The following is a 22,648-nucleotide window of genomic DNA, read 5'->3' as shown; positions in this document are numbered from 1 at the left end:
CGATGTCGCGATATGTTGCCCGCTCGATCCGGCGTGAGGAAAAAATCCCGTTCGCATAGCTGACGATCAGAAGTGCGAGCAGCAGACGCGGATGATACTGTGCCTTGCCACCCGTGCGTACTGGCACACAAAACGCATTCATCGGAACCCGTTCAACGGCAGCTACAACGAAATGCGCCATATCATCCGCCGGAAGCCACGACTTCAGGTCAGGAGGCAAAAGATACGGCTGAGATCGCTCAAACGGGATGAAGCTGCTCATCACACCACCTTACAACCTCGCCCCTTCACAGGGTACCCCAACCCGACAGGCTGCTAGAGGGTGTTATGCACTTTCGTGTCTGATTGGTGCAGTAATGAGGGATGATGCCTGCGCGCAAACCGTATCCCTCTGATGTATCAGACGAAGAATGGTCTCTGATTGTCCCGTATCTGGTCCTGATGCGCGAGGATGCGGAACAACGACATCATGCATTGCGCGAACTGTTCAATGGATTGCGTTACGTGATCCGTTACGGCATTGCCTGGCGCGCCATGCCGAATGACCTTCCACCTTGGTCGGCGGTCTACCAGCAATCCCGTCGCTGGATGGAGGCAGGTTATTTTGACGCGTTGGTATCTGATCTGCGTGCCGTGCTGCGTATCGCTTCTGGCCGCAGGGCGGAGCCAACGGCCGCCATTCTCGACAGCCGGACATTACGTTCGACGCCGGAAAGCGGTTCCCGCGCCGGATATGATGGGGCCAAGCGCAAAAAGGGATCAAAGCTGCACATGGCCATGGACACGCTGGGGCACCTGCTGGCCCTGCATGTCACACCAGCCAGTCGGGATGATCGCGCCGAGGTGGGACGTCTTGCCGCCGCCATTCAGGATGCGACGGACGAGAGCGTTGAACTGGCCTATGTCGATCAGGGATATACCGGCGAGAAACCTGCTGGGGCAGCACGGGCCCAGGGGATTACCCTTGAAGTTGTCAGGTTGCCCGAAGCCAAACGCGGCTTTGTCCTGCTGCCGCGCCGATGGGTCGTTGAACGATCTTTCGCATGGGCAACACGCTGTCGTAGGCTCGTCAAGGATTACGAACGTTACGCTTCAACCCTCGTAAGTCTCCATGTCATCGCGTTCGCGTGCTTCATGCTAGGGCCCGGACTCATAACCAGTAGCTGACGGCCGCGACGAGGCAGATGGCGGCGTGGAAGTTGGTGGCATTGCGATCGTAACGTGTCGCGATGCGGCGGAAGTCCTTGAGGCGGTTGAACATGCGCTCAATGGCATTTCGCGTCCGATAAAGGACCGGTGAAAAGCAGTTCTTCCAGACCAGGTTGGCCTTGGGCGGGATGTTCGGCGCGGCGCCCTTGTCCTCGATCTGTCGACGCACCGCGTTGGTGTCGTAGCCCTTGTCGCCGTGGATCAGCCGGACGTTCGAGACTTGCTCCAGTAGCGGGGCCACTGCCGTGCAATCCGCGACGTCGCCGCCGGTCAGCACGAAGGCGACCGGCCGGCAGGCGGCATCCCTCAGCGCGTGGATCTTGGTCGTGCGCCCGCCACGCGATCGGCCGATGGCCTGGTGTCGCTCCCCCTTTTTCCGCCGGAGGCGCAGCGATGGGCCTTCACGGCAGAACTGTCGATCAGAAGTTCGGCAGGCGGTCCACCGCTCTGCGCCAGCGCCTCGAACAGGCGCGCCCAGACGCCTTTCGCAGCCCAGCGCTGAAACCGATTGTAGAGCGTTTTGCGCGGGCCATACGCGGACGGCGCATCTTTCCACCGCGCGCCGGACAGCATGATCTGAATGATGCCACTGATCACACGTCGATCATCCACACGCGGCTTGCCACGCGTATCGGTAGGCAGATGTGGCGCAATCCGCGCAAACTGTCGGTCCGAAAGCCAGAAAAGGTCAGCGTCCATCGCTCATCTCCTTTCAGAGACAGCGAATCACAGGCCGCTCACAATGGGAATCCCTTTATGGGTCCGGGCCCTAAGAAATGCAGCTATGCTCGCCCAATGTGCATAACACCCTCTAGCTGACTTGTCTTACTCCGGGTCGTCCCGGCGATACTGCGCGCGGGTGATTTCAGTCCAGGCCATCTTGGTCTCATCAGGTTCTCGCAAACCCATGAATCATAACCCCCTGAAATCACTCAACTCATTTTCGGTCAGACACTTGAAGGTACACTCCTTAATAACTGGTCGAAAAATTGTAAGTTATATCAATTTTTCATTGTGGCTTTTTCCTTTTCCACCCTGTCAAGTAATGCTTTAGCTTCCATCGGTGTAATAATGTCGCTTAACGTAGTGCCATCAGTGGCAACAAACTGAAACTCCCACGGATGGTCCAGACTAGCGATATACCTGACAGTACTGGGTAAAATTGGCGAAAGTAGTTCTACACTATGAGCGCAGGACTTTTCGATTGTCGCAGGGGGAATATAGCCATCAATTATGCCACCGCTTGGCATGATGGTTTCCGAACATTGTCCGTTCTTATCAGTCTGGTCGACATTGATGAAGGCAGGTCCGGTGCTGTCCATGTATTTCATGTGGGCGTAATCCCTGAATTCGCTGCCGTAATATGCCGTCGTGCCCCATGCTCCGGCCCCCACGTAAAACAGGACATCACCAGGCTTGCCAAGTGGACTGGGCTTTGTCAGGATAGCGGCGTCTAGCCACGCTCGCCCCCCGTCTATCGATCGCTTTAGCGGCAACCGGTTTTGTTCGATCATGATGGCCTGGTTCCACGGCTGATTCACGACCGTCGTTTTTTCCTGAATTTCTGCCTCGGACATTTTCATCAGGCGTTCTTCGCGACCGGCAAATGCTCGGTCTGAAATGCCCGCCAGGATGATGGTTGCCATTACGCTGCTTAACGCGATACGTGTCCGCATAAGATTGAGTCTCCGTCATAAACTGTGACTAAACGTAACATGGGACAGAGCTTTTTCCATGGCGGAACCCGTATAAGACTTCCCGGTTTGAGTATATCTTCTGACGATTTCAAATACGCGTCGCGAAGCATTCCACTCTTCTATCCCTGATTTCCTGACGGGTAAGCCGCACGAGAAAGCCTTCTTTCTGGCGTTTTCCTGACTGATCAATGAGGCGAGGTGTAATTTCAAAGATCGAAACGTCGGTGCCTTCCCTGTAAAATCCTAAAATTACTGCCGGGCTAGCGTTGTCAGGAACATCGAATGCGATAGTCGCTCGTCGTGCGAGTCCGACTATGATACGGAACGCATAGCGTGCTCCCTTGATGGTGGCGTACAGATCAATATGCTGATCTAAAGCCTCGTGATCCTCGTAGGCGGGAAAAACGGCCCGTCCGCCGTCCATGAATATCATCCCGGCCAGAATATATGCGGCGCCATCGGTTACGGGTGATTGCGGATTGGCTCTGGCGCGGGAAGGTGGCGCAGCTTGGATCCCAAGCGCAAGCCATGCACGATCCACCTCAAGGATCCTGGAGAGAATAGAAATTTTGTCATCTCGGGGGCGTGAGGCTCCGGTGCACCATTTCCGGATGGTCTCGAGCGAAACCTCGATATTATGTTCTGATAGCTTTGTCTGCAACCATGTCAGACGCCCGTATTTATGGGCCGGTCCGTAACCGAACTGCTCACATGCATCAAGCAGACGCTTTGAGAAAGAGCTATCAACAGACGTTTTCATCTTTTGTCCCGCGGGCGGATTGTACATAGCTTAACTGAGGTGCAGTTATTGAAATGGGGTGGTTAGATATCCCGTATACACAATATAAGTCTTTCGTAGATGGATTGAACGGAGACTTTTTTAGTCCGTTATGGATCGAATAGTATCATAATTTTCCACGTATTATGTAAAAAAGTGATTCGTTTTTCAGTTCCTGTAAAGTAGGAAATGGGCGAGATTCCTAAAAACTGTTTCTCGTATCGCATTGATATTTCTTAATGTCTTGCGGAAGGGAGGCGATGTCTGCAGTCAGTTACCTCGCGTTTGACCAGAAAATCAACTTATAGGTGATATCCATATCAACTTCTGGTGGAAGAGTTTGACGTAACATAAGACGGTCGAGGTATCACATCAGGAGATGGGCCTTGCCTACTTTTCGTAAGCCACCGAGGTGGCAATCAGGAGAACTTTACACTTTCCTCTGGGATATTTTCCCCGGACATCGAACGCCCCTGATGCGCCTGGACGTTGCCCGGATCGCCCATGAAGTGGATCGAAGTGGCGAAACGGTTTATAAATGGTTGCGTTGCGGGTCATTCAATATGGAGGCTGCCAGAGCGCTCTGTCGTATTGCCAATTCACAGAATAATGCGGAAGTGCTTGCTGAAAAAGGCAAGAAGCCGCCTGATATTAATGATTTCATTCCCTTCATCGGCTGAGCACGACAGAACCAAGAACCAGAGCAACGTGCTTCTTTAGCACGCGTGTCACGGCACACGTCGTGTGGATCCAGATATTGAACCCTGTCCGTGTGGTGGTTTGATACCCGCGATCACGGGTCAGATTCGCCGGTGAGCGTCCACGCTGTTGATGTGCATTATCGAGGATGCACTAAAGTCGCTTCGACTTCGGTCCCAAAAATAGGTTCCCTCCAATATATTTTCCGCACGGCAGCCGCCAGTATTCGGGATTGTCGCTTCCCGAGGATGAATGGAGTATGCCAAAGGCAGCCGGTGGTTCGAGGTAGGGGATAAGAGCACGAATGATGCCCCCGCTGCTGAGTTAAATCCAACGTGTGGACTATGTTCCATAGAACTATAGTCCGTGGATTATAATCTGCAAGCCTGTTCATCTTTTTCCTTATGAGCAGAACAACAGGTGTTTCAACTCGGGCCCGGGCGCCCCGCAGACCACGACGACCCGCGCTGGAAATCAGAACGGTGACGGGTGAAGATCCTCGTGTGGTGCTTGGACGCATCATACACCGAGAACGGATCCGTTTCGGCATAAGCCAGGAGGAACTTGCAGACCGTGCTGAACTGGATCGAACGTATATCAGTGGGATGGAACGAGGCATGAGGAATCCGACGTTTCTGGTAATCCTGCGTCTCGCCCGTGTTCTGGAGATTAGTCCGGCAGTTTTGGTGGAGCTGGAAGAATAGCACGTCTGCTGCCGAGAATCTGAATGTTATCCTGACAACAGGCTCTGTTCACGTAACAAGACATGCTGATCGTCGTTGAGCAAGTTGGGCATGGTTTCTCCACCTTTTTGGCAGGGGAAGCATTGGGTTGTCGATGTAGCAAGTTACATCTTATGACTACTGCCTAAACACGACGTTCGGACGGAGCCATTACCGCGTGAACGTCGCGGGCAATGAAGGATGCCTCGGGCAGAAGAAAACCAGTATGGTCGCGTGATGCTACGTGACACTTTCCCATGTTCTGACGTGGGATGCGATGAAGATGAGCGAGACAACCGGGAGACAAAGCATATCCCCAGTCCGGGGCGACGACCTATGGGAACGGCTTCGGGCGATTGAGGACAAATTGTCCCTGATCATTGAAATCCTCTCGCCGGAAGATTCCGACGGGCCCACGCTCGATGAGATTCTCGGCCGATTGGTGACCCTGATCGCAGCCCAGAACCCTATGCTCAGACGTATTGATCTTACAACCGGCAGGGTGCTCGATATTCAGGAGGGCAGGATGCCCCGCTCGGCCCGGCCCAATGATGAGGATGGAGCCGATGCCTGATGATGACGTTCCGGAAAATCTCGGCTGAGAGCAGCGGTCGGCTGATCACTGCCTATTTCACGCAGGAACTGCCAGATCCAGAGCACGATTTCCGTACCCAGCCTGGAAAAGTGCCTGACGCGGATGGTGGCCGACTGACCAGCTATTACACCGGTCGCGATGGGCGGGCCTCGTGGCGACCGGGCATGCGACCCGAGATTGCAGCGGCTCTTGGCATTGATCCGAAGACACCACCTAAGAACGCGCAACTCAATCGCCTGTTTGAAGCAAAGAGGGCCGATAATGGCGATGACTGGTCAAGGAACGCCCGCAAGATCAGTGCCTATGATCTGACCCTGGCGCCACACAAATCAGTTACGCTTGCGGCCGAGTTTGCGCCGACCGAGGCCGAGAGGGCAGCCATCTGGCACGCCATTGATCGGGCAAACGACGCCACCATGCTCTATGTCGCGCGGGAAATCGGTTTCGCGCGGCGCGGTCATGGGGGCGAAGACGGTGCCAACCCGGGCGAGGTCGCCTGGGTGTCATTCCGGCATGATACCGCGCGCCCGACGGTCGAGGCGCGTGACGCGGGGACAGGCCAGACCTATCTGATCGATACGCCAACAGGCGGCGATCCCCATGCCCATATCCATAATGCCCTGTTCAATGTCGTAGTCACGGAAGAGGGACATGTGGGTTCACTCGACACGAAGCGGCTGCGATCGCGCGTTCACGAATTTGGAGCATATTTCCAGGCACAGCTCGCTGATGAACTGCGCCGGATCGGCATCGCCCAGCAATACGATGCGAATGAACAGGCGACGGTCATCTCGGCCGTGCCGCAGGATATATCGGATTTCTTCAGCAAGGGACGACGCAACGTCATCAGGGCGGCCAAGGAGTACGCCGCGGCGGAAGGAGCGGACTGGGCGCATATGCCGATCGACCGCAAGCGCCGCATCCTGTCCATGGCCGGCCTGGCAGCCCGGCTCGACAAGGACAAAGGTACGAGTGACCATGAGATATGGCGCGAGCAGGCCAGGCGTCTTGGCTGGGAGGAAAAAAGTCTGCTTGGCACGCCAGCAGCGCCTGTGGGCACCAGGGAACAACGATACGATATTGCCTACCGTTTCGCTGCCCGTCATCTCGCAAGGGAGTTTGAAACAGCCGCCATGATCGATCACGACAAGCTCAGAACGTATGCTGCCCGGGGCCTGATCGGCACCGGCATCGAGGGTGGGGTGAAGGACATCGATCATGTCGTGGCCCTTATTGAACAGCGTGGTCTTGAACTCGGCGGGGAACGGGTCTCGCTGATTCAGGAGATGCGTGGCGACCGGCTGAGGGTGACGAATTCCGCGCAGATCGCTATCGAGGAGGACCTCGCGATTCAGGCGGCTCGTGCTTCAGGAGACCGGAGCGGGGCGCTGTCGGACCGCCAGATCACAGAAGCGATCGGACGATCGCCGCTTGACTTCGCGAGCGAACATGGAAAGACGCAAAAGGCTGCGATCTACGCTCTTGGCCGGGGCGGCGCGCTCTCCATGCTCACCGGCGTCGCGGGTTCCGGGAAGACGGCCCTGCTGTCTCCGCTGGTTGATGCGTGGAAACATGATACGCGTTATGACACGAATGGTCGCAGGGTTATCGGGATTGCCAATGCCTGGCGCCAGGCAGACGCATTACGTGAGGCCGGCATCTTTGACACAAGCGCTATGCTGCCCTTTCTGGCGCGGCTGGAGAGGGGTGACGTCGATGTGGATCGAAACACGGTACTGGTGATTGACGAGGTCGGTCAGGTCGGCCCACGCCAGATGCTTCGCCTGTTACAGGTGCAGCGTGATACTGGTTGCACGATCAAGGCGCTGGGTGACCACGAGCAGGCGCAGAATATCGAGGCAGGGGACGCCATCGAGATGTTGCGCCGGGTCCTGGATCCGGAAGATATGCCTGAACTTCTGTCCAGCGTCCGGCAGGTATCTGCAAGAAATCGCGAGATTGCTGATCTGTTTCGTGGCGCAGAACCGGAAGAGAGCGATCTGGAATCTCACGAGTTCACGGGGGCTGCGGCCAACGCGCATACGGACGAGGAAAATGATGACGACGTCCGTAACAGGTTCCATCTGAAGGAAGTCCGGGATGCGATCGATATGAAACGGGCGGATGGAACGATCCGTCTGGTCGGCGGCGACCATGAGGAAGTCCTGCAGGATATTGCCCGGCTGTATGTGACGCGTCGCGATGCCCTGGTCGCCGACGGTGCCGGCCTGCGGCGAGGCCGGACCAAGACGATCAGCATGTCGGCGCTGACCAATCAGGATGCTGCCGATCTGAGTCGTGCTGTCCGTAAAATCCTGCAGGAGCGCGGCGAGATCTCGACGCATGAAATCACCGTGCAGGCTATTGATCAGCGCGGCGAAACCTATGATCTCGCGATCGCTACGGGCGACCGGCTTCGGCTGTATCGTCGGACATGGGGCAGTGTGGATGGAAAGGGCGCCACAGTCGGAAATAACGGCGACGTGGTGGAGGTTCTGGCCCATGGCGATGCGGGGCTTCGCGTCCGCACGAAGGACGGGCTTGTTGCCGATGTCGAATGGCGGCGGTTTCGTGATGTGAAGACTGGTCGGGTAATGCTCGGGTTCGGACATGCCATGACGATTGATGCGGCACAGGGGCTTACTTCCGATGAGCATATCAATGCCCTGCCGCGAGGCGTTGAACTGGCGACGGGATTTACCTCATACGTCGCGGAAAGCCGGGCGCGTGGAACCACATGGACCATGATCTCCGATGGCGCGACGTTTGAGGCGGTCCGGAACCAGAGGCCGCTCGGGGATACCACGCCCATCACCAGTGACGACCTGTGGAATCATGTGGCAAAGAAAATGGCGCATAAACCCTATAAATCATTGGGTACGGATCTGGTTGCCCGAACCCGCAAGGCCCGGGATGCGAGGATCCGGGAACTGATCGCGCTTGGGCGCATGCAGGAGACACTGACGAAGTCAGGTCGCCCCTATGGAAGGGAGATTATTCTGGAAACGCAGGCGCGGCAGGCCGAGCGCCTGCATAAGGCGCGTCTGGCCGAGATCGACGCCAGGCTGCAGGTCATGATCAGGAACGCACCAGCAGTCATGACGGGTGCGGAGCAGACGCTTCGGAGCCAACGGGCCGCCCAGGTGCTGGGCAGGCGTCCCCCTGTGCCATCTGCGTCGCCAGGCGCCGCCAGCTAGAGCGTCCGGCTTTCTGCTGTTCTTACCGGATTTGAATCCTGCCGACCATGTGCCATACCGCGACAACATCTCAGATCTGACGCACGCTTTGGTCATTTGCGCAACGAAGTCGGCTGCGTATCGTTAGGGAGGCGGCGAGCAGTAGATAGCAGGTCAATGATGCATGATGTGTCTTTCCGGGGAGATCCTGATCCGTTCGACTGTTGGTTGAAGAAGGAGTTGCGTACTCGGTTCAATGATGTTGTACGCGAACCGATCCCTGAAAGCCTGCTATGCGTTATTGGTCCAACAGAAGCTTCCGGGCATGTTCACGCCTCAAGACCTTCCTGGACCGAAGAGGAAGCTGTGTCTGAGTGTTCTGCTGACACCGGATCCAGATGATCTCTTATCGCAGATATGGCGTCTTGATGCTGGGCGGGAAACGGGTAACAGGATTGCCGTAGAAAGCAAGAAGTGTTGACGGTCAGATGAAATACAGATGAGCAGGCGCAGGATCCTATCGGATATCTGCTCAAGAGCATACCAGTTCTGCAATCTGCCAAATCCTCGAAAACGTCGAGGACTATTCCCAATAGCGGTGCTATATACAGGGTCACAGTTTTTTCGTCTGTTGAGGTGATGGACAATGCCCGAAGAACAACAAAGACAGCTGGCGCTGACCGTGGAAATCATAACTGCTTATGTATCGGAAAATAAAATATCGCCGGACGAACTTATCAGGCTGATTGGGACTGTTTACAATTCATTGTCCGTCCCGACTGCTTCGGGCGTAAAAGAACAGATACCTGCCGTTCCCATCAAGCGGTCCGTATTTCCGGATTATATCATATGTCTTGAAGATGGGAAAAAGCTGAAAATGCTCAAACGGCATCTGCAGGCATCCTATGGCATGACGCCTGAAGAATATCGGCGGAAATGGGGACTTCCATCTCATTACCCTATGGTCGCTCCCAATTACACAGTACGCCGATCGGAACTTGCAAGAGAGATTGGGCTGGGGCGGGATATAATGTCCACTGCCACCAAATCTGGTGATGAGGACACGACAGAACCTACATTGTCTGACAGGCCGCAAGGACGTCGCCGGGGTAGAAAGAAGGCCATCCACTAAAAGGGGAACGCGCCGCCGACCGGGCGGCGCGGCGCTCTGCTGGCTCAGGAACGCGGCAATATACGAAGGCAGAACTTCTTCGCTACGTCGTAGGGTGCCGACAGCGGCTGTTCCTGTTTGACCGGACCATGATCCAGTTCGGGGCGTTACGTCGATAAATCCGGACGAAAGATGCTTTTTATACAATCCAGGTTGCGGATCGCGATCCTAAGCCTTGCGTTATGCACCTTGTGGAAGAATTCAGTTCTCAGTGAAAATCCATAAGCGATGTCTACAAAGTTGTGCTCTCACGAGGGCAGCCTGCCTTTTCCACTCGGACAATCCTTTTGCAGATCCCATGTCTGGTGACGGACAACTTTCTTCTTGTCACGGGCGGTCCACGTGTAGTCATTCAGAGAATGAATGCCTCAGCGCCTCAGAGATGGCGTTCCAAAGCGTGAATTTTTCGATCATGGGATATTCTTTCTGAATCTTGCCGCTGGGTATGAAACGAGTATCCCGTAATGACCTGATGATGCGGTCGGCATCCATATCCGGCATTTCAACAAGCTCCTTGAGTGCCTGCCGGGCATTATGGTGCGACCGGAGATATATGGCTTCCTCTTTCATGTGGTGCTTGATGGTCATCTCTAGTGCTGCGCTGAGATAGATAACGTGGGGGGCGAAATTGATATAGCGCCAGGCCGGTCTCGCCAGATCAGGGCTTGAGAAGTCGAGATTGGATTTTATCCCATCAGGATAGGTCTTCATGTCACGATCGAAAGAGACATGATCCGTGATCTGTCGCATCAGGGGTTTTGAAACCCTGTCCAGAATCTGGTCGTAGTTTCGCCTGCTCGTCGGGTCTCCAATGATGGTGGCTGAGATGGGAAGGATGATCTGGTCGGGGATGGCGCCGTCCCGCCTGAGAACGTCATTTATCAGGAACCGGTGGACACGGCCGTTCCCGTCAGAAAGAGGATGGATGTAGACAAACCCGAAGGCTGCCACGGCGCTACGCATGACAGGAGACTGTCCTTCAGTCCTGTCGAGGAAAATTTTTAATCCCTCAAGCATATCCGCTACGTCGTCTGCGGGAGGCGCGAGGTAGTGAACAACATTCTCGTACCTCATCGTGTATTCTCCAACGAATACCGGTGACAGCCGCAAGCCAAAATGCTCGGTTATTGTGACGTCACCGAGGATGTTGCGTTGCAATTCGGCAAGGTCAGTATCTGTCAGGGGGACTGTCCCTTGCCCGGTTCTCGTGGCGAGTACGTGGCTGAAGCGCTGGATCCGGTCAAGTTGATGCTCCTCACCTTCAATGGTGAAACTTGCCTTGCTTTCCCGGTTTGTCAGCCACACTGCGGCCCGGGCAAGCATGTTCTCGCCGAACTCCTGCACCAGTTCACCGTAACCGGCAGACACGTCCATCTCCGAAGCCGTCTTGAGTTGAGTGGATAGCGGGATAAAGGGACAAAAAAAGCGGTTCCCGGGCATGTTGTCACGGACGCGCCATCGGCTGACGTTGCTCATCCTGTCTGGAGACGCTGTTACCTGAAAAGATCCGTCCAGTGCGGAGACGTAGTTGCCGCCGAGGTCGACTGGCGGCACGAGCGTTTGTCCGGTGACGAACTCAAAGAGAAATGACGCCCGTCTGGCATATTGCCCTGTCGGTGCACTGTTTATCCACTCCTGGACAAAACCTGGTCCGGTCTTCGCAAAAACGCGCGCCAGCAACTCAAGGCTAGTGGGTTCGTGTCGCAGATGAAACTGCAGATGTGCGGCTGCCGTGTCGGCCGGACGCATGTTTTCGGGATATGTCTCGATGCTGTATAAATTATGATGACTGCTCGACCGGCGACTTCCAAGCTGGCTTTTGACAGCCAGTCCGCCGAATGGCTCTGCATCATATTTCAGTGCGAGCCACATGCCGCCAATCGGGTCCGCCATTCGAATTAGATTCCTGCCGAGTTGTCCAAAACCGTTTATTGATGCTTAAAATCGCATATAAACGGTGCCTTGTGTAAAAAAATATATATGGACAGCCGTGGCCACGCGTATGATTGCGTCACTTCGTCTTTGTGATCAATAATTCCCATTCGCTGAAGCGCCCTCATGGCGTTGATTTTGACTGAGAACTGATGGTACGGATCAACTGCGGCGTGATGGTTTCCTCCACTGGACAGTCAACTCTTCAGCATCCTCTCAGGACCACTGCGAGCCGTCCACACCATCAGTTCTCAATGAAAATCAACATCCTATGGCGTGACGCTTGAAGAATATCGGCGGAAGTGGGGACTTCCGTCTCATTATCCTATGGTCGCTCCCAATTACACAGTGCGCAGATCGGAACTTGCACGAGAAATCGGATTGGGGCGAGACATAACGTCTGCTGCGACAGAATTTGATGATATAGGCAACGGAACCGGCATTGCCAGAGAGGTCGCAGGAGAAGCGTCGGGGCAGAAAGAAGGCCATCCACCAAAAGCGGAGCGCGCCGTCAGACGAGGCGGCGTGGCTGTTCTTTTGATTCAGTCATGATGATGAACAGACGGCTGTCTACCTTATATCCCGACGCTAGAGTCCGGCAGACGAAAGATTCCTTTTATACAATCCAGATTGCGGATTGCGATCTGCGTGTGTGTCTTTTCCCGGAAGGCGCTACCGGGATAGAGTTCGCCGCCTTCCTGGAAAAGGCCGCGCACCGTATCATAAGGTGCGAGATGAGACCCTGTGGCTTCAATAGAATCGTGAAGATACCTGATAACAGCGCAGTCGAGGTTACGAAAAAGTTTATCACTATTTACGTCGTGCCGGGAATCATGATTCACCGGCATCGGTATATCATCCGTGCTTAATGTCTCTCGCAGGCCTTCATAGGCGGTCTTGAGCATCTCCAGGTCTTCGCGTGTCGTTAAATCAAGACAGTTGCCCAGATCTACGACCAGACCAATAACGAACGGTTTGAAACCGGAATCCCGGCGCTGTTTCTGATATGCCCATTCTTGCGCACGTAACGGGTCGGACTCCCAGACATAGAAACCCGGTCCAAGCCAATCGTAGTCGGTCTCCGACGGAGTTGGTGCGCTTTCTCCGTTAATCAGTTTCCGGCCGACCTCTTCAGAACAACCATGATAACCGAGTACAAAAGATGTATGAAGAGCTGTCAACGCAGTTACGCTTTAAGCATGCCCTCAATGCGTGGGTCACGCGTGTACTCTTTGGTAACCGCGCCTTTGCTATCGATAATCCCCATTCGCAGCAAAGCCGCATGGGCTGTCCGCTTGCTCTTCGTGTTCGCAAGGGTTTGCTTTCTTATTGCTGCCAGAGCAACCTGATGGGAGTTCAGCTTCATGGTGCTACATATAAGGCAGCCAAGTGAAGAAGTCACCCTGTTTTATCTCAGCCTGCCTGATGGAAAAGGCGGCATCCGGCTCCCTGTTGTCGCATCCCATGACCACCATCCACCCGCTCCGAAGGTCGCGTCGTAGTAATTTTCCTTTTCGGCTCGTCTGGTAGCGTAGGCCTCGTCCGTGCGACCGAAAACTTCCATTGGATATCCGTCATTCCGCGCCGTGTCCTGCAGGATGAAATCCGGGAAAACGAGATCCCGTTCCGCGTCGAAACGCAGTGGTTTTTCGAATGCGCGTCCCGCTGCCACGAGGGCATCGGCTACCGCCAGTTCATGGCTGCTTTCGAAAGGAAGCATGCTGCGAGAGACGGTCATCAGGGCACCGGTCCTGACTTCCGCCTGGATCCAGCCCCTCCACCGGCTATTGGGGGCTAGGATGTTTCGCGCCGTCACATAGAGCAGCGCTACAACATGTGCCTGCCGCGCCGCTTCGGGCAGGGCGAGCGTGGCTGCCGCCAGTTGGTGCGACCGGGCAAGACGGTTCCTCTCGGCCGCAGGCACTGTCAGAAAGCAGCGGTAACCGTCGCGCTGTCCGCTCAGGGCCATCGTGAAATTGCCCCTGGGATCTGGTTCCAGAGTCTCCACGAACCCGATCAGGAACAGATGGTTTTCCGGTCCTTCTGTCCTGACAACGGCATGGAGACGCCGTCCGAACTTTTCATGCCCTGGGGCAACAGGACAGAGAAGATCGGAGATCAGTCTGCCCTGCGCCCGGATCCGGGTTCCGGCAGAGGCGATCCGGCCCAGGGCGACCGTCGATGTGCGGTGTCCGGCGAATTGTGGCCGCCATTCGGTCAGCCCCGCCCGCTCCCACAGGAGATGGAGCAGCCCGAGAGGCGTCATCCGGCGTTGTCGCGCCTGTCCAGGCCGATCTGAAGCAGGCAGCGGCGTGTCATCGACTGGCCGGGGTAGCCCCTTGCGGCGCAGGCCGATCGACAGGGTCACAGCGACATCCCCATCCTCACCCTCGCGAATTACGCTATTTACATAGCTGGCGCGCCCGCTTTTCTCCGGATCAGGCTTGTAGAAGGGGCATGTCTTTTCGTGCAACGACCCTTCATTTGGCCAGACGGCGAGGTGATAACTGTGACTGTCTGCCCGGTAACGGATCTGTAGAGGTAGTACGGCGCCGCGATGCTGGCATAGGCATCGCGCCTTGTCAGAACGCTCCGCGCTCCGGCTCTCATCATATTTTGCCTTCAGGCGGCGTTCCCAGCGCTCCGGGTCGGTCCGGCGCCATTCGAGCTGGAACCTTTCCCCGCCGGGAAGGATGATGACCGTGCCGGTCATGCCGAGGTTTTTTCTCGCAATATCCTGATCTGGGCGAGGATTTCCTTTTCGGTCATCCCGGTGCTGGCCGCGCCCTCCTTCGGTGCGCCTTTTGTCATCGCGTCCCTGACACCCAATATAAGCAGTGCCCGACGCCGGGCTATACCAGGCTGCCGGTCCACGCGGCGTTCAATGGCTTCAAGGCGTCCAAGCAGGTGACCGTCGATGGGAGGTATGGTGCGGGGCGGTGTCTGAAAACCGGGTTTCGGGATGGAGGCAGCGTCACGCAGCATATAGGAAAATGGTGTCAGCATGTCTGTTCCGGCTGCGGGCTCATTCTCTTCAGCGTCATTGGCGGTCGCAACCCGGCGTGGTGCGGCGGCGACTGCTGCACCAATCTGTGCAAAATTGCGCAGGATGTCTTGAGAACCTGGACCGAGGCGGTCGACTGCTTCCTCGAGTGCGCGAACATCCGGCTCGTCGTGTACCGTGGTCAGTTCAGACTGAAACAGGCCGCCTTCGATCGTCGCGAGGAGGGCGAGCAACTGCTGGTCCGGGGGCACCCGATTCAGGTCCAGCGGCGCTGCAAGCATGACCGGCTGAGCCATGCGGATCGCGCCTGACCGCCCATTGACGGCGGCAAAGAACGTCTTCGAATGGACGATGCGGCCGGCATACATCGTTATGGCCTCGCCCTCGATGAGTGACTGAAGGTCTGCCCAGGGAATACGGGCGACTTCCCGGACTTCGGCACCCCGTCCTTCCCGGTAACTGCCAGCCGAGTTGCCTTCGAAATGCGTGGCCTGACTGACCTCGATCCGATCGGACTGCTTTTCGATCCACTCGCGCGTGCGCATGGCATCCTGCAGGCGCATGGCGTGGGTGAGGTTGGCGTTGCCGAGCAGGGTAAAGGCTTTGTCGCCGATGCGTGTCGTAAGACCCGGAAGATCCTGAAATCCCAGCCAGAACATGCAGTTCAGGCCGCGTCCCATGGCCAACTGCCGGTCCATGCCGTCCGTGACGTAGGCGGAGAGTTCGTCGTAGAAAAAATGGAACGGTGCGTCGCCGCTGCCTGCCTTGAGCTTGAAGACCTGCTCGGCGGGGCCGTCAAGGCGGGCGCCAAGAAGCTGGGCCATGACGCCGCGACCGGCCGCGACCACGATCTTGCCCAGTCCGGCCAGCGTATCCGATGAATTCTCCAGCGCGGGCAGCGTGACGACGAGAATGCGGCGGTTCAGCACCACATCGCGCATGTCGATATCAGGGATCTGGGCGCGGAAGATGTGCCCGAGACTGACGCCAAGCTGCGTGAAGACCCGGGTGAAATACATCTTGGCGTAGCCATGCTGCTCGCTCGGTTTGTTTTCTTTCTGCTCATTCCACGCCAGAGAAGAATCATACCCCGGCAGTTCGCCCAGATAGGCTTGGGCTGGATAGAGGATATCGTCGGGAATTTCGGGAACGCGGATCTCGATGGGGTGATCGGAACCGGGATTGCGGATCAGGAATACGCGATGCCGGGCCAGCGTGCCGATCCAGCGCAGCTCCATGGCATAGCGCATGGTCTCGATGTTGATCGGCACGCCGTGCGTGTCGCGCATCCAGGTCAGGACCGGGGCGATCGTGCCGGCAAGGCCGACAGCACGATCCCGAAAGACGCCGTTGGCGTCGTTGCTCGAAGGCTCACCAAGCTGGCTGACCAGCATTTCACGTATGGCGTCGGCATTGCCGGTCGCAAACGGATTGAACGTATTGGACTGGCGGATGCCGCTTGCGGTCAGAAAATTGAGATTGAGCACCTGGTCGTCCAGCCCGAAGCGGCGGGCGAGCGCCAGCACATCGCCGTGGACCGTGTTGTCACCCTTGCCGTCGATCAGGATGAACCCGGATCCATGCGCGAGAGGATTGGCCAGCAGGGAGATGGCGGATGTCGTTTTGCCTGCACCCGTTGTGCCGGGCACGGCGGCGTGCTGGCGCCCCGCGTCGGATGAAAGCCAGAGTTGCTGGCCGGTCAGTCCGTCCGTTCCAAGATATATGATGCCTGCCGCCGCTCGCGGCCGACGGGTTTTGGGATCAAGATCGTGTTTGTCCTTCAGGCCGGAATACCTGGGCAGATGAAAAGGCAGCACGGGCTGGCGGGTCATGACCCAGAGCGTCAGGCAGAGGGCGAGTGGAAAGGTGATCCCGACGATCGCGGGAGCCAGCACGCTGAGCCCTGCCAGAATCATGAGGGCGAACCCGGAACTGCTGGATTGCAGCTCTTCGGCGATCCGGACCGTGAAGGGACGCGTGTCGCGATAGGTGGAGCCGTGTTTCAGTTGCTGGTGGACCTGCGGTCCGCCGATCTCGCGCTTCACCATGCGTCAGTCTTCCAGCCCGAAAGGAGATTTTCCCGTGTCGATCGTGGGCGCCACGGGAGCGGTTGGTGCCGTGGGGGAAACCGGCGCCGTCGGCGCTGTCTGCGCTCCGCTTGGGGGTTGCGGATAAGTGGTGATAGGCCGCTGCGTCATGATGCGTCGTGCGGCATCGATTTCCGCGCTCGCCGGGTGACCGTCGGGATTGCCGACCACATTTCCATCGACCGGCATGCGCGCGCCCGGCACATAGGTTGAGCGGACCCTTGGCGCGCCTTCGTCCGTCATGGGCGCGCCGGAGAGTGGGGGTAGAATTGCAGGCGGCCGTAGTATGCCACTGGGCCCCGTGTCGGGAACGGCGCGGTCGGAAACCATGGCCTGACGTGTGCCGATGATCAGGATGGCGGCCAGCCCCCCGGCGATGAGCGCGGGCAATGCTTTTTTCAGGCGCCCGCGCCGTGCCGCTGTCGCTTCTGGTAAAGTGGCTGCTGCATCACTCGTCTCCGCCTGCCCGAAATCAGATCCAAGATGGAAATGGAGCGGCTGTAAGCCTGTCCCGTCGAGTTCAATGGTGATGGGCGCCCGGCCATCAGCGTGGAGGATGATACGGGTCATGGGAAGATCCTTGTGCTTCGGGCATCGGGCGCAGGATGGCGAGTGCGTTTTCAACCGCAGGGATGTAGATCGGACGCTGGTAGCGCCGCTCTTCGCTCCAGTGCGCACGCGCGCCAGCGGCCTCGATGCGGGGATTGGGATGAAGGTCTTCGGCCGGGATTTCAGCAGGAAAGCCGAGTGAGTGCAGCGCGTACCACAATGATCGGTCGATCAGCTTCACGATGGCGAATGAGGAGGGTGCCAGTACGCCCGCCTGACGCCGGGCCTCGTGCAGCAGGGTCATGAGCGCGGTCACGCTCCATCCGCTGCGCTCGCAGACCGCATCGATACAGTTTGTGATTTCCTTGTCCTGCAGGGCAGAGCGGGCGCTTCGCACAACGGACTCTGGCACCGTAAGCGGCGCCAGAGGACCATGCGGACCATCAAGGCCGACGTCGGCCAGACCGGAAGAGAGTTCACCAAGCAGGGCGAGGGCTTCCCGGCGCCTCTGGAGGTAGTGCATCGCAAAGGCAACGAGAAGCACCTGTTCGACAGGGGATGCGGCGTTGATGCTGGACCAGTGGCGGCCCAACTGGCGCGTGAATGCCTCGAGCGCGCCGGTTTCACTGTAGCGGTCCTGTGCATCGACAGCGAAGCGCGCGCCCCATTCGGCACGTGTCAGAGCCGGGTCCGCGGGCAGGGGGATACCATCCCTGGGCGTTACAAGCCTGTCCAGTCGGCGTCGGACGAAGCCTTTCAGTGTCGGAAACATTTCTGCCTGGACCGCGATCAGACCTTCCAGATCGAGCGCTTTTGCAAATCGGCCGGGGGCAGCACGCCACATGCATAACCCGCCCAGGAGGGCAATCACGATGGCCACCGGCCATTTCAGGGCATTGCCCAGGATTGCAAGGCCATAATAAAGCTGGATCGCCCGCACCAGATCCGGTCGATATTGCGCGGCCTGCAACTGGAAACGCAGGCGCATCAGGTCGGGATTAGACGTATGCAGCAGGTTGATCTGCCCCAGCATGGCCCGCAGATAGAAGGCCGTGATCTGCGTATGCCACAGGCTCCAGGCCATGTAGCTGAACAGCAGGACCCCGACGATGATGATGATCGAGGAAAAGAGCAGATAGTCATCGCTGGATGACCATGGGACGCGGCTCGTGCTCATGAGCGATCTCCCCTGCGGTTTCTGGCCATCATCGTGAGGGCGATATCGTAGAAACGCCGGAGATAGGCATTGCCATGGCGTGGGGTATGAGAGTGATAGAATGCTACGGCCTGCCAGAGGTCGCCGTGTGCTTCGTGCATCGCCTGACCAAGGATCCAGGCGCCTGCCTCGATATTGGCGCACGAACTGTCGCGCAGGGCCGCATATGTTTGCGCAGGCGTGCTGTGCCATCGCCTCGCGATGCGATCGACCCATGTCGTGTTGACCTGCATCGGCCCGAGATCCGCCGTGCCGTTACCGTTCGGGCTGACCATTCCGGGACGGCCGGCCTCGACATAGAGGAGGACGAGCAGCACGCCACGGGGCACGCCGGAGATTTTTGCCGAAGCCTCCAGACAGGCTGCAATCTGGCGGCCATTTTCTTCGATGCTTGCGGCACTGGCGGTCGTGCTTGCGGCAAAAAGGGGAAACGCCCCGAGTGCCGCCAGAGCGAGGCGGGGGATCATGTCGCCCCCTGCAAGGTCGGCGCAACATCAGCGATCCGGCCATGGGCTTCGCCCCAGAAGTCGATCAGATGATTGAGGACCAGCGCGTCGTCCATCTCCGCAAGCCTCATCGTGACATCGATCAGACATAACATCACGACCGTAAATGAACCGGCGCGCACCTTGCGGACGGCATAGCCGAGCGCGCTGTCGGGCGTCCTGCTGACATCGAGGGCAAAGCCCGTTCCCGTCAGTTCCAGCCACAGGGTTTCGGCACTGATCAGGAAAACGGGCAGATAGGCTTCAGGGTGTGCCGCGTCAGCCGGTGGTACGACCACCCGTTTTCCGGTGCCACGGTCCAGCAGTTCAATCGGCTTGCCGATTTTGGCCAGAAGCCGTGTCTGCGCCGCACTGATCGCCGCCAGGTCGATCGCGCTCATGAGAACCGCCTCCTTTGCCATGTCGGCAGGGCGGTGCGGACCGGCCCGATGAGGAAGCGTCGCATGGAGCGTATCGCGGCCGGCAGCGTCAGCCCGAAAAACGAGATCGTGCCGAAAAACACCACGCCGAAGACCCCGATCAGCAGGGTGGTGAGGCTCCAGTGTGTCACGGAGATGAGAATGGGAAAACAGCTGCGGGCATCGAGAATGAAAACCCGGACAGGATAGGCCGTTGCACGCCACATCACGCGTCTCTCCTTTCTTCCGCCAGAGCGGTGTCTTCGGTGATCAGATCGGCATCAAGCAGTTTGCGGATGGCCTTTCCGAAAGACTGGCCCTGCGCCTCGACCGCGTCGGCCACGACGTCCGGCCAGTCTGTTGGCTCGGTCCGGGTCAGCTTGCGGCGCAGATCACGATCGAAGGTGAGGAATTCGCGGATCGCAACACGCCCGCCGCCCTTGCGGGGCACAAGGCGCTGGTTGATGCAGAACCGGAGCGCCTGAGCGAGGGCCGAGACGAGGTTGTCACGTTCCGAGGGCGGACAGAGCGCGATCGCGCGCTGGATCATGAGGGAGACGCTGTCTGCATGCAGCGTCGTGCCCAGGATACCGCCCATCATGGCGATATTGATGGCTGCATTCATGGTCTCGCCGTCCCGACATTCCGTGATGATGCCATCGCTCATCTCGCGGCGTGTCAGGCTGCGGGTGAACGTGGGAAAAGTCAGGGTAGGAGGGCGGATCTCCGTCTGGCTGATCCGCGAGCCTGAAGGCGGTCGCAGGTCGTCCAGCAGGAACTCGATGGGCTCCTCGCCAGTTGCCATGTCGCAATACACGGTCGGGTCCATGAGTTTTTCGATGGCAAGCCCGAATTGCAACGTGGTCTTTCCGGAACCGGTTGCCCCACCAAACAGGACCATGCCGCTTTTGAGCCTGTTCGTGTCCCGGATTTCCTGTTCGACCATCTGCTGGTCAAGGCTTGCGGGACGCGCGGGGATCGGACGCATGACGATGTGGACGCCGCTGCCCCGCTTGACCGAAATGGGTGAAAGATTGATCCGGAAACGCAGATTGACCTTGCGGTCCAGTGCCACGCTGTAGGCCGTATCGAGGATATGGCCGACACCAAGCATGGCCATCCCGTCAGAGGCATAGACATGGCCGACGATATCCGCCAGCGCGAGGGAGTCCGTCGCTTTACATGTGGCGTAGCGGATCACGCCGTGCACCTTGATCGTGACCGGATGGCCGGTCTTGATGTCGATGCGCGAGGCGCCGAGGCCATGCGCCCAGCGAAGGAGGGAGTCCAGCCCCGGCGCGTTACGCCGTCGCTCCTCGACCCAGGCAAACCCTTTCCTGCCTTCATCCGGCCAGCGTTCGTCGGTCGTGACGGGGATGGTGATATTCATCGGCAATGCTCCGGATAACCGTAGTCGCTTCCGCGCCGGACGTGGCCCTGAAGCCCCGGCTGGCTCGCGATCCGGATCGTGCGGTCATTGAGGTGGAGGGTGTCTCCTCCTCCCACGGCGTCCTGGTGCTCGAACACGACGCGTGGTTCTTCGACGCGCCCGGCGTTCAGCAGCACCCGGTAGCGGGCCATGCCGGTAATGTCGCGCTGCAGGCGCGACAGATCGGAGAGGAAGATTTCGGTCGCCTGCTTTTCTCCATCTGCCCAGCCTTCGGCCACCCACTGGTTCCAGTGTGATACTTCCGCCTTTGTGCGGGGCAGGGCCGCGGCTACCGGGTGATGCGGTTTGCCCCATGTCCGGACGAGATACGTGCGCCAGTCCGGGGGCGCGGATGTCAGTTGTGCCTCCCGGGTGATCTCGAAAACACATTCTGTCTCGTGCGCCACCTGGCCGGTGTCATTGAGCGCAAAGGCCATCTGTGCCTCGGTGACGATGGGGGGCTGCATGAGGGTCTGGCCGCTCCCGATCGGAAGTACGATCGACCGGAAATCATAAGTGGCGTCGAGTGTTTCCTCATGGCGCCGCAGCATCTCGTTGATGGCGAATGCCCGGGCGGCCAGACCGCCCTGCGCGCCGTAAATATGCGCGGCTTCCCGAAGCTGGACGCTTCGACCGGGTTTCAGGTCATCGCCTGGCTCGTCATTGGGGCGGGTGTTCTCAAGGGCCTCAAGAGAGGGGGGCGCTTCGCCGCCGACCACCTCGTCGAGCGTTGAGGCTCCTGTCACCGGTTTATTGATGGGATTGGCAAGGGCGGGGTCAGCCCCGTCCACCTGATCCGCACCCGGCTGGGGCGGCTGTGGCTCCGGGACCAATGTGCCGCTGCGGGCCGATGGCGGGGATGGAGACGATGTCGGTAGCCGGACGTGCTGCCCCTCCTCAATGACAACCTTCCCCGTGGAGACAGACGCCGCATGGGTCGGGCTGCCTGCGGCCGTCACGACGATGGCCGAAGATAGAAAGAGCGCCATCTTACGCATGCCAGGCCACCGTTATCGCGTGGTGAAGCGGGTCTACCGAGACCATGGCCTGATCTCCGGCCTGATCGCCCAATGTCCGAAGGATATCCACCACGGCGGCAACGCTGTTGGTCGCGACGCGCATTGCTCGGGGATGGCCGGTGACAGTCACGCTATAGCCAATCTCCTGGCCAAGTTTTGCGACGGCCTTGCCCAGCGGGCCGTCCCACACGAACCAGATCCGGCGGGTCAGGTCATCGGGGAGCGGGGGTTGGTTGGTAGATGCAACGACCGGAGACGGGCGGATGCTGCCAAGTTCCCGAAGATCAGTCGTGGTCTCTGCTATTGACCGCTGCAAGGCCAGTTCAGGATTGGCCATGCCGGTCGTCGCAATGGGAGAAGGTGACGACAGGCTCTGCGCACAGGCGTTGAGCGCCATGGACAAAAGAAAAATGAGCAGAGAATGTTTCATGAGCTTCTCCGGATGATGGGAGAAGCTTCGA

General features: G+C 58.1%; 21 protein-coding genes and 2 pseudogenes. 7 read left to right on the top strand and 16 right to left on the bottom strand.

The genetic code is table 11. The annotated features are described in order from the left end of the window. The coding region (locus tag KMAL_RS08175) for a transposase (protein WP_180999768.1) at positions 1-262 on the bottom strand (262 nt) is incomplete at its 3' end. A 104-nt stretch (positions 263-366) separates the two neighbouring features. On the opposite strand from KMAL_RS08175, the gene KMAL_RS08170 reads away from it, so the two are divergent. Beyond that, positions 367-1,167 (top strand): IS5 family transposase, encoded by an 801-nt coding sequence (locus KMAL_RS08170; RefSeq protein WP_110095225.1) that lies wholly within the window; start codon positions 367-369, stop codon positions 1,165-1,167. Here KMAL_RS08170 and KMAL_RS08165 read toward each other — a convergent pair. The 3 genes and pseudogenes from KMAL_RS08165 to KMAL_RS16925 all read right to left on the bottom strand — a co-directional run bounded on the left by KMAL_RS08165 (position 1,151) and on the right by KMAL_RS16925 (position 3,666). Beyond that, positions 1,151-1,908 (bottom strand): annotated as a pseudogene (locus tag KMAL_RS08165) (IS5 family transposase). The gene KMAL_RS08170 and the pseudogene KMAL_RS08165 sit on opposite strands and share 17 nt — an antisense overlap. 302 nt (positions 1,909-2,210) lie before the next feature. Further along, entirely contained in the window at positions 2,211-2,885 is a 675-nt protein-coding gene (locus tag KMAL_RS08160; RefSeq protein WP_110095221.1) for a hypothetical protein, read from the bottom strand. 109 nt (positions 2,886-2,994) lie between these two features. Beyond that, positions 2,995-3,666 (bottom strand): hypothetical protein, encoded by a 672-nt coding sequence (locus tag KMAL_RS16925; RefSeq protein WP_146044181.1) that lies wholly within the window; start codon positions 3,664-3,666, stop codon positions 2,995-2,997. Between the two features lie 404 nt (positions 3,667-4,070). On the opposite strand from KMAL_RS16925, the gene KMAL_RS16920 reads away from it, so the two are divergent. The 5 genes from KMAL_RS16920 (at position 4,071) to KMAL_RS08130 (ending at position 10,008) form a co-directional block, all read left to right on the top strand. Beyond that, entirely contained in the window at positions 4,071-4,364 is a 294-nt protein-coding gene (locus KMAL_RS16920) for a hypothetical protein (RefSeq protein WP_139064261.1), read from the top strand. A gap of 423 nt (positions 4,365-4,787) precedes the next feature. Next, positions 4,788-5,087, top strand: coding sequence for a helix-turn-helix domain-containing protein (locus KMAL_RS08150; protein ID WP_110095219.1), 300 nt, complete (start codon positions 4,788-4,790; stop codon positions 5,085-5,087). 295 nt (positions 5,088-5,382) lie between these two features. Next, on the top strand, positions 5,383-5,679 hold the full coding sequence (locus KMAL_RS08145; protein ID WP_110095218.1) for a hypothetical protein: 297 nt from the start codon (positions 5,383-5,385) through the stop codon (positions 5,677-5,679). Then, a complete protein-coding gene (gene mobF / locus KMAL_RS08140; RefSeq protein WP_110095217.1) occupies positions 5,679-8,897 on the top strand; it encodes a MobF family relaxase in 3,219 nt (1,072 codons plus the stop codon). The genes KMAL_RS08145 and mobF overlap by 1 nt, the downstream gene beginning before the upstream one ends. A 625-nt stretch (positions 8,898-9,522) precedes the next feature. Then, entirely contained in the window at positions 9,523-10,008 is a 486-nt protein-coding gene (locus tag KMAL_RS08130) for a MucR family transcriptional regulator (RefSeq protein ID WP_014106805.1), read from the top strand. A gap of 387 nt (positions 10,009-10,395) precedes the next feature. On the opposite strand, the gene KMAL_RS08125 is transcribed toward KMAL_RS08130, so the two are convergent. Then, on the bottom strand, positions 10,396-11,940 hold the full coding sequence (locus KMAL_RS08125; protein WP_014106806.1) for a Fic family protein: 1,545 nt from the start codon (positions 11,938-11,940) through the stop codon (positions 10,396-10,398). A 306-nt stretch (positions 11,941-12,246) separates the two neighbouring features. Here KMAL_RS08125 and KMAL_RS17865 point away from each other — a divergent pair. Further along, positions 12,247-12,520: pseudogene (locus KMAL_RS17865) on the top strand (MucR family transcriptional regulator); the annotation flags it as partial. A 34-nt stretch (positions 12,521-12,554) separates the two neighbouring features. Here the strand turns inward: KMAL_RS17865 and KMAL_RS08115 are convergent. From KMAL_RS08115 to KMAL_RS08060, 11 genes are all read right to left on the bottom strand, one after another. Continuing rightward, positions 12,555-13,160 (bottom strand): hypothetical protein, encoded by a 606-nt coding sequence (locus KMAL_RS08115; protein WP_007396654.1) that lies wholly within the window; start codon positions 13,158-13,160, stop codon positions 12,555-12,557. Between the two features lie 227 nt (positions 13,161-13,387). Continuing rightward, positions 13,388-14,692 carry a DUF1173 family protein gene (locus KMAL_RS08105; protein WP_007396656.1) on the bottom strand — a complete coding sequence of 435 codons (1,305 nt, stop codon included), beginning with the start codon at positions 14,690-14,692 and terminating at the stop codon, positions 13,388-13,390. Next, a complete protein-coding gene (locus KMAL_RS08100; RefSeq protein ID WP_007396657.1) occupies positions 14,689-17,031 on the bottom strand; it encodes a type IV secretory system conjugative DNA transfer family protein in 2,343 nt (780 codons plus the stop codon). Before KMAL_RS08100 ends, KMAL_RS08105 begins: the two co-directional genes overlap by 4 nt. A gap of 3 nt (positions 17,032-17,034) precedes the next feature. Continuing rightward, positions 17,035-17,640, bottom strand: coding sequence for a hypothetical protein (locus tag KMAL_RS08095; protein WP_110095215.1), 606 nt, complete (start codon positions 17,638-17,640; stop codon positions 17,035-17,037). Beyond that, complete coding sequence (locus KMAL_RS08090; RefSeq protein ID WP_110095214.1) at positions 17,615-18,796, bottom strand: secretion/conjugation apparatus DotM-related subunit; 1,182 nt, start codon at positions 18,794-18,796, stop codon at positions 17,615-17,617. The genes KMAL_RS08095 and KMAL_RS08090 overlap by 26 nt, the downstream gene beginning before the upstream one ends. Next, entirely contained in the window at positions 18,793-19,302 is a 510-nt protein-coding gene (locus KMAL_RS08085; protein WP_110095213.1) for a lytic transglycosylase domain-containing protein, read from the bottom strand. The genes KMAL_RS08090 and KMAL_RS08085 overlap by 4 nt, the downstream gene beginning before the upstream one ends. Further along, entirely contained in the window at positions 19,299-19,721 is a 423-nt protein-coding gene (locus KMAL_RS08080; protein ID WP_110095212.1) for a hypothetical protein, read from the bottom strand. Before KMAL_RS08080 ends, KMAL_RS08085 begins: the two co-directional genes overlap by 4 nt. Beyond that, entirely contained in the window at positions 19,718-19,966 is a 249-nt protein-coding gene (gene icmT / locus KMAL_RS08075) for an IcmT/TraK family protein (RefSeq protein ID WP_010511855.1), read from the bottom strand. The genes KMAL_RS08080 and icmT overlap by 4 nt, the downstream gene beginning before the upstream one ends. Next, positions 19,966-21,129, bottom strand: a complete 1,164-nt coding sequence (locus tag KMAL_RS08070) for a type IV pilus twitching motility protein PilT (RefSeq protein WP_110095211.1) — start codon at positions 21,127-21,129, stop codon at positions 19,966-19,968. The genes icmT and KMAL_RS08070 overlap by 1 nt, the downstream gene beginning before the upstream one ends. Next, on the bottom strand, positions 21,126-22,166 hold the full coding sequence (locus tag KMAL_RS08065) for a type IV secretory system conjugative DNA transfer family protein (protein ID WP_110095210.1): 1,041 nt from the start codon (positions 22,164-22,166) through the stop codon (positions 21,126-21,128). Before KMAL_RS08065 ends, KMAL_RS08070 begins: the two co-directional genes overlap by 4 nt. Continuing rightward, positions 22,159-22,617, bottom strand: a complete 459-nt coding sequence (locus tag KMAL_RS08060; RefSeq protein WP_048852667.1) for a DotD/TraH family lipoprotein — start codon at positions 22,615-22,617, stop codon at positions 22,159-22,161. The genes KMAL_RS08065 and KMAL_RS08060 overlap by 8 nt, the downstream gene beginning before the upstream one ends. Between the last annotated feature and the right edge of the window lie 31 nt (positions 22,618-22,648).

Origin of the sequence: Novacetimonas maltaceti (assembly GCF_002906255.1) — a bacterium.
GTDB lineage: Bacteria > Pseudomonadota > Alphaproteobacteria > Acetobacterales > Acetobacteraceae > Novacetimonas > Novacetimonas maltaceti.
The sequence above is the reverse complement of the archived record's forward strand: the minus strand, read 5'-3'. Positions and strand labels throughout refer to the sequence as shown.

Coding starts and splice junctions, on each gene's coding strand:
- KMAL_RS08150 (WP_110095219.1), top strand. CDS start 4,788: ATGAGCAGAACAACAGGTGTTTCAACTCGGGCCCGGGCGCCCCGCAGA.
- KMAL_RS08095 (WP_110095215.1), bottom strand. CDS start 17,640: ATGACCCGTATCATCCTCCACGCTGATGGCCGGGCGCCCATCACCATT.
- KMAL_RS08160 (WP_110095221.1), bottom strand. CDS start 2,885: ATGCGGACACGTATCGCGTTAAGCAGCGTAATGGCAACCATCATCCTG.
- KMAL_RS08070 (WP_110095211.1), bottom strand. CDS start 21,129: ATGAATATCACCATCCCCGTCACGACCGACGAACGCTGGCCGGATGAA.
- mobF (WP_110095217.1), top strand. CDS start 5,679: ATGATGACGTTCCGGAAAATCTCGGCTGAGAGCAGCGGTCGGCTGATC.
- KMAL_RS08105 (WP_007396656.1), bottom strand. CDS start 14,692: ATGACCGGCACGGTCATCATCCTTCCCGGCGGGGAAAGGTTCCAGCTC.
- KMAL_RS08130 (WP_014106805.1), top strand. CDS start 9,523: ATGCCCGAAGAACAACAAAGACAGCTGGCGCTGACCGTGGAAATCATA.
- KMAL_RS08145 (WP_110095218.1), top strand. CDS start 5,383: ATGAAGATGAGCGAGACAACCGGGAGACAAAGCATATCCCCAGTCCGG.
- KMAL_RS08090 (WP_110095214.1), bottom strand. CDS start 18,796: ATGAGCACGAGCCGCGTCCCATGGTCATCCAGCGATGACTATCTGCTC.
- icmT (WP_010511855.1), bottom strand. CDS start 19,966: ATGTGGCGTGCAACGGCCTATCCTGTCCGGGTTTTCATTCTCGATGCC.
- KMAL_RS08085 (WP_110095213.1), bottom strand. CDS start 19,302: ATGATCCCCCGCCTCGCTCTGGCGGCACTCGGGGCGTTTCCCCTTTTT.
- KMAL_RS08080 (WP_110095212.1), bottom strand. CDS start 19,721: ATGAGCGCGATCGACCTGGCGGCGATCAGTGCGGCGCAGACACGGCTT.
- KMAL_RS16925 (WP_146044181.1), bottom strand. CDS start 3,666: ATGAAAACGTCTGTTGATAGCTCTTTCTCAAAGCGTCTGCTTGATGCA.
- KMAL_RS08065 (WP_110095210.1), bottom strand. CDS start 22,166: ATGCGTAAGATGGCGCTCTTTCTATCTTCGGCCATCGTCGTGACGGCC.
- KMAL_RS08170 (WP_110095225.1), top strand. CDS start 367: ATGCCTGCGCGCAAACCGTATCCCTCTGATGTATCAGACGAAGAATGG.
- KMAL_RS08125 (WP_014106806.1), bottom strand. CDS start 11,940: ATGGCGGACCCGATTGGCGGCATGTGGCTCGCACTGAAATATGATGCA.
- KMAL_RS08100 (WP_007396657.1), bottom strand. CDS start 17,031: ATGGTGAAGCGCGAGATCGGCGGACCGCAGGTCCACCAGCAACTGAAA.
- KMAL_RS08060 (WP_048852667.1), bottom strand. CDS start 22,617: ATGAAACATTCTCTGCTCATTTTTCTTTTGTCCATGGCGCTCAACGCC.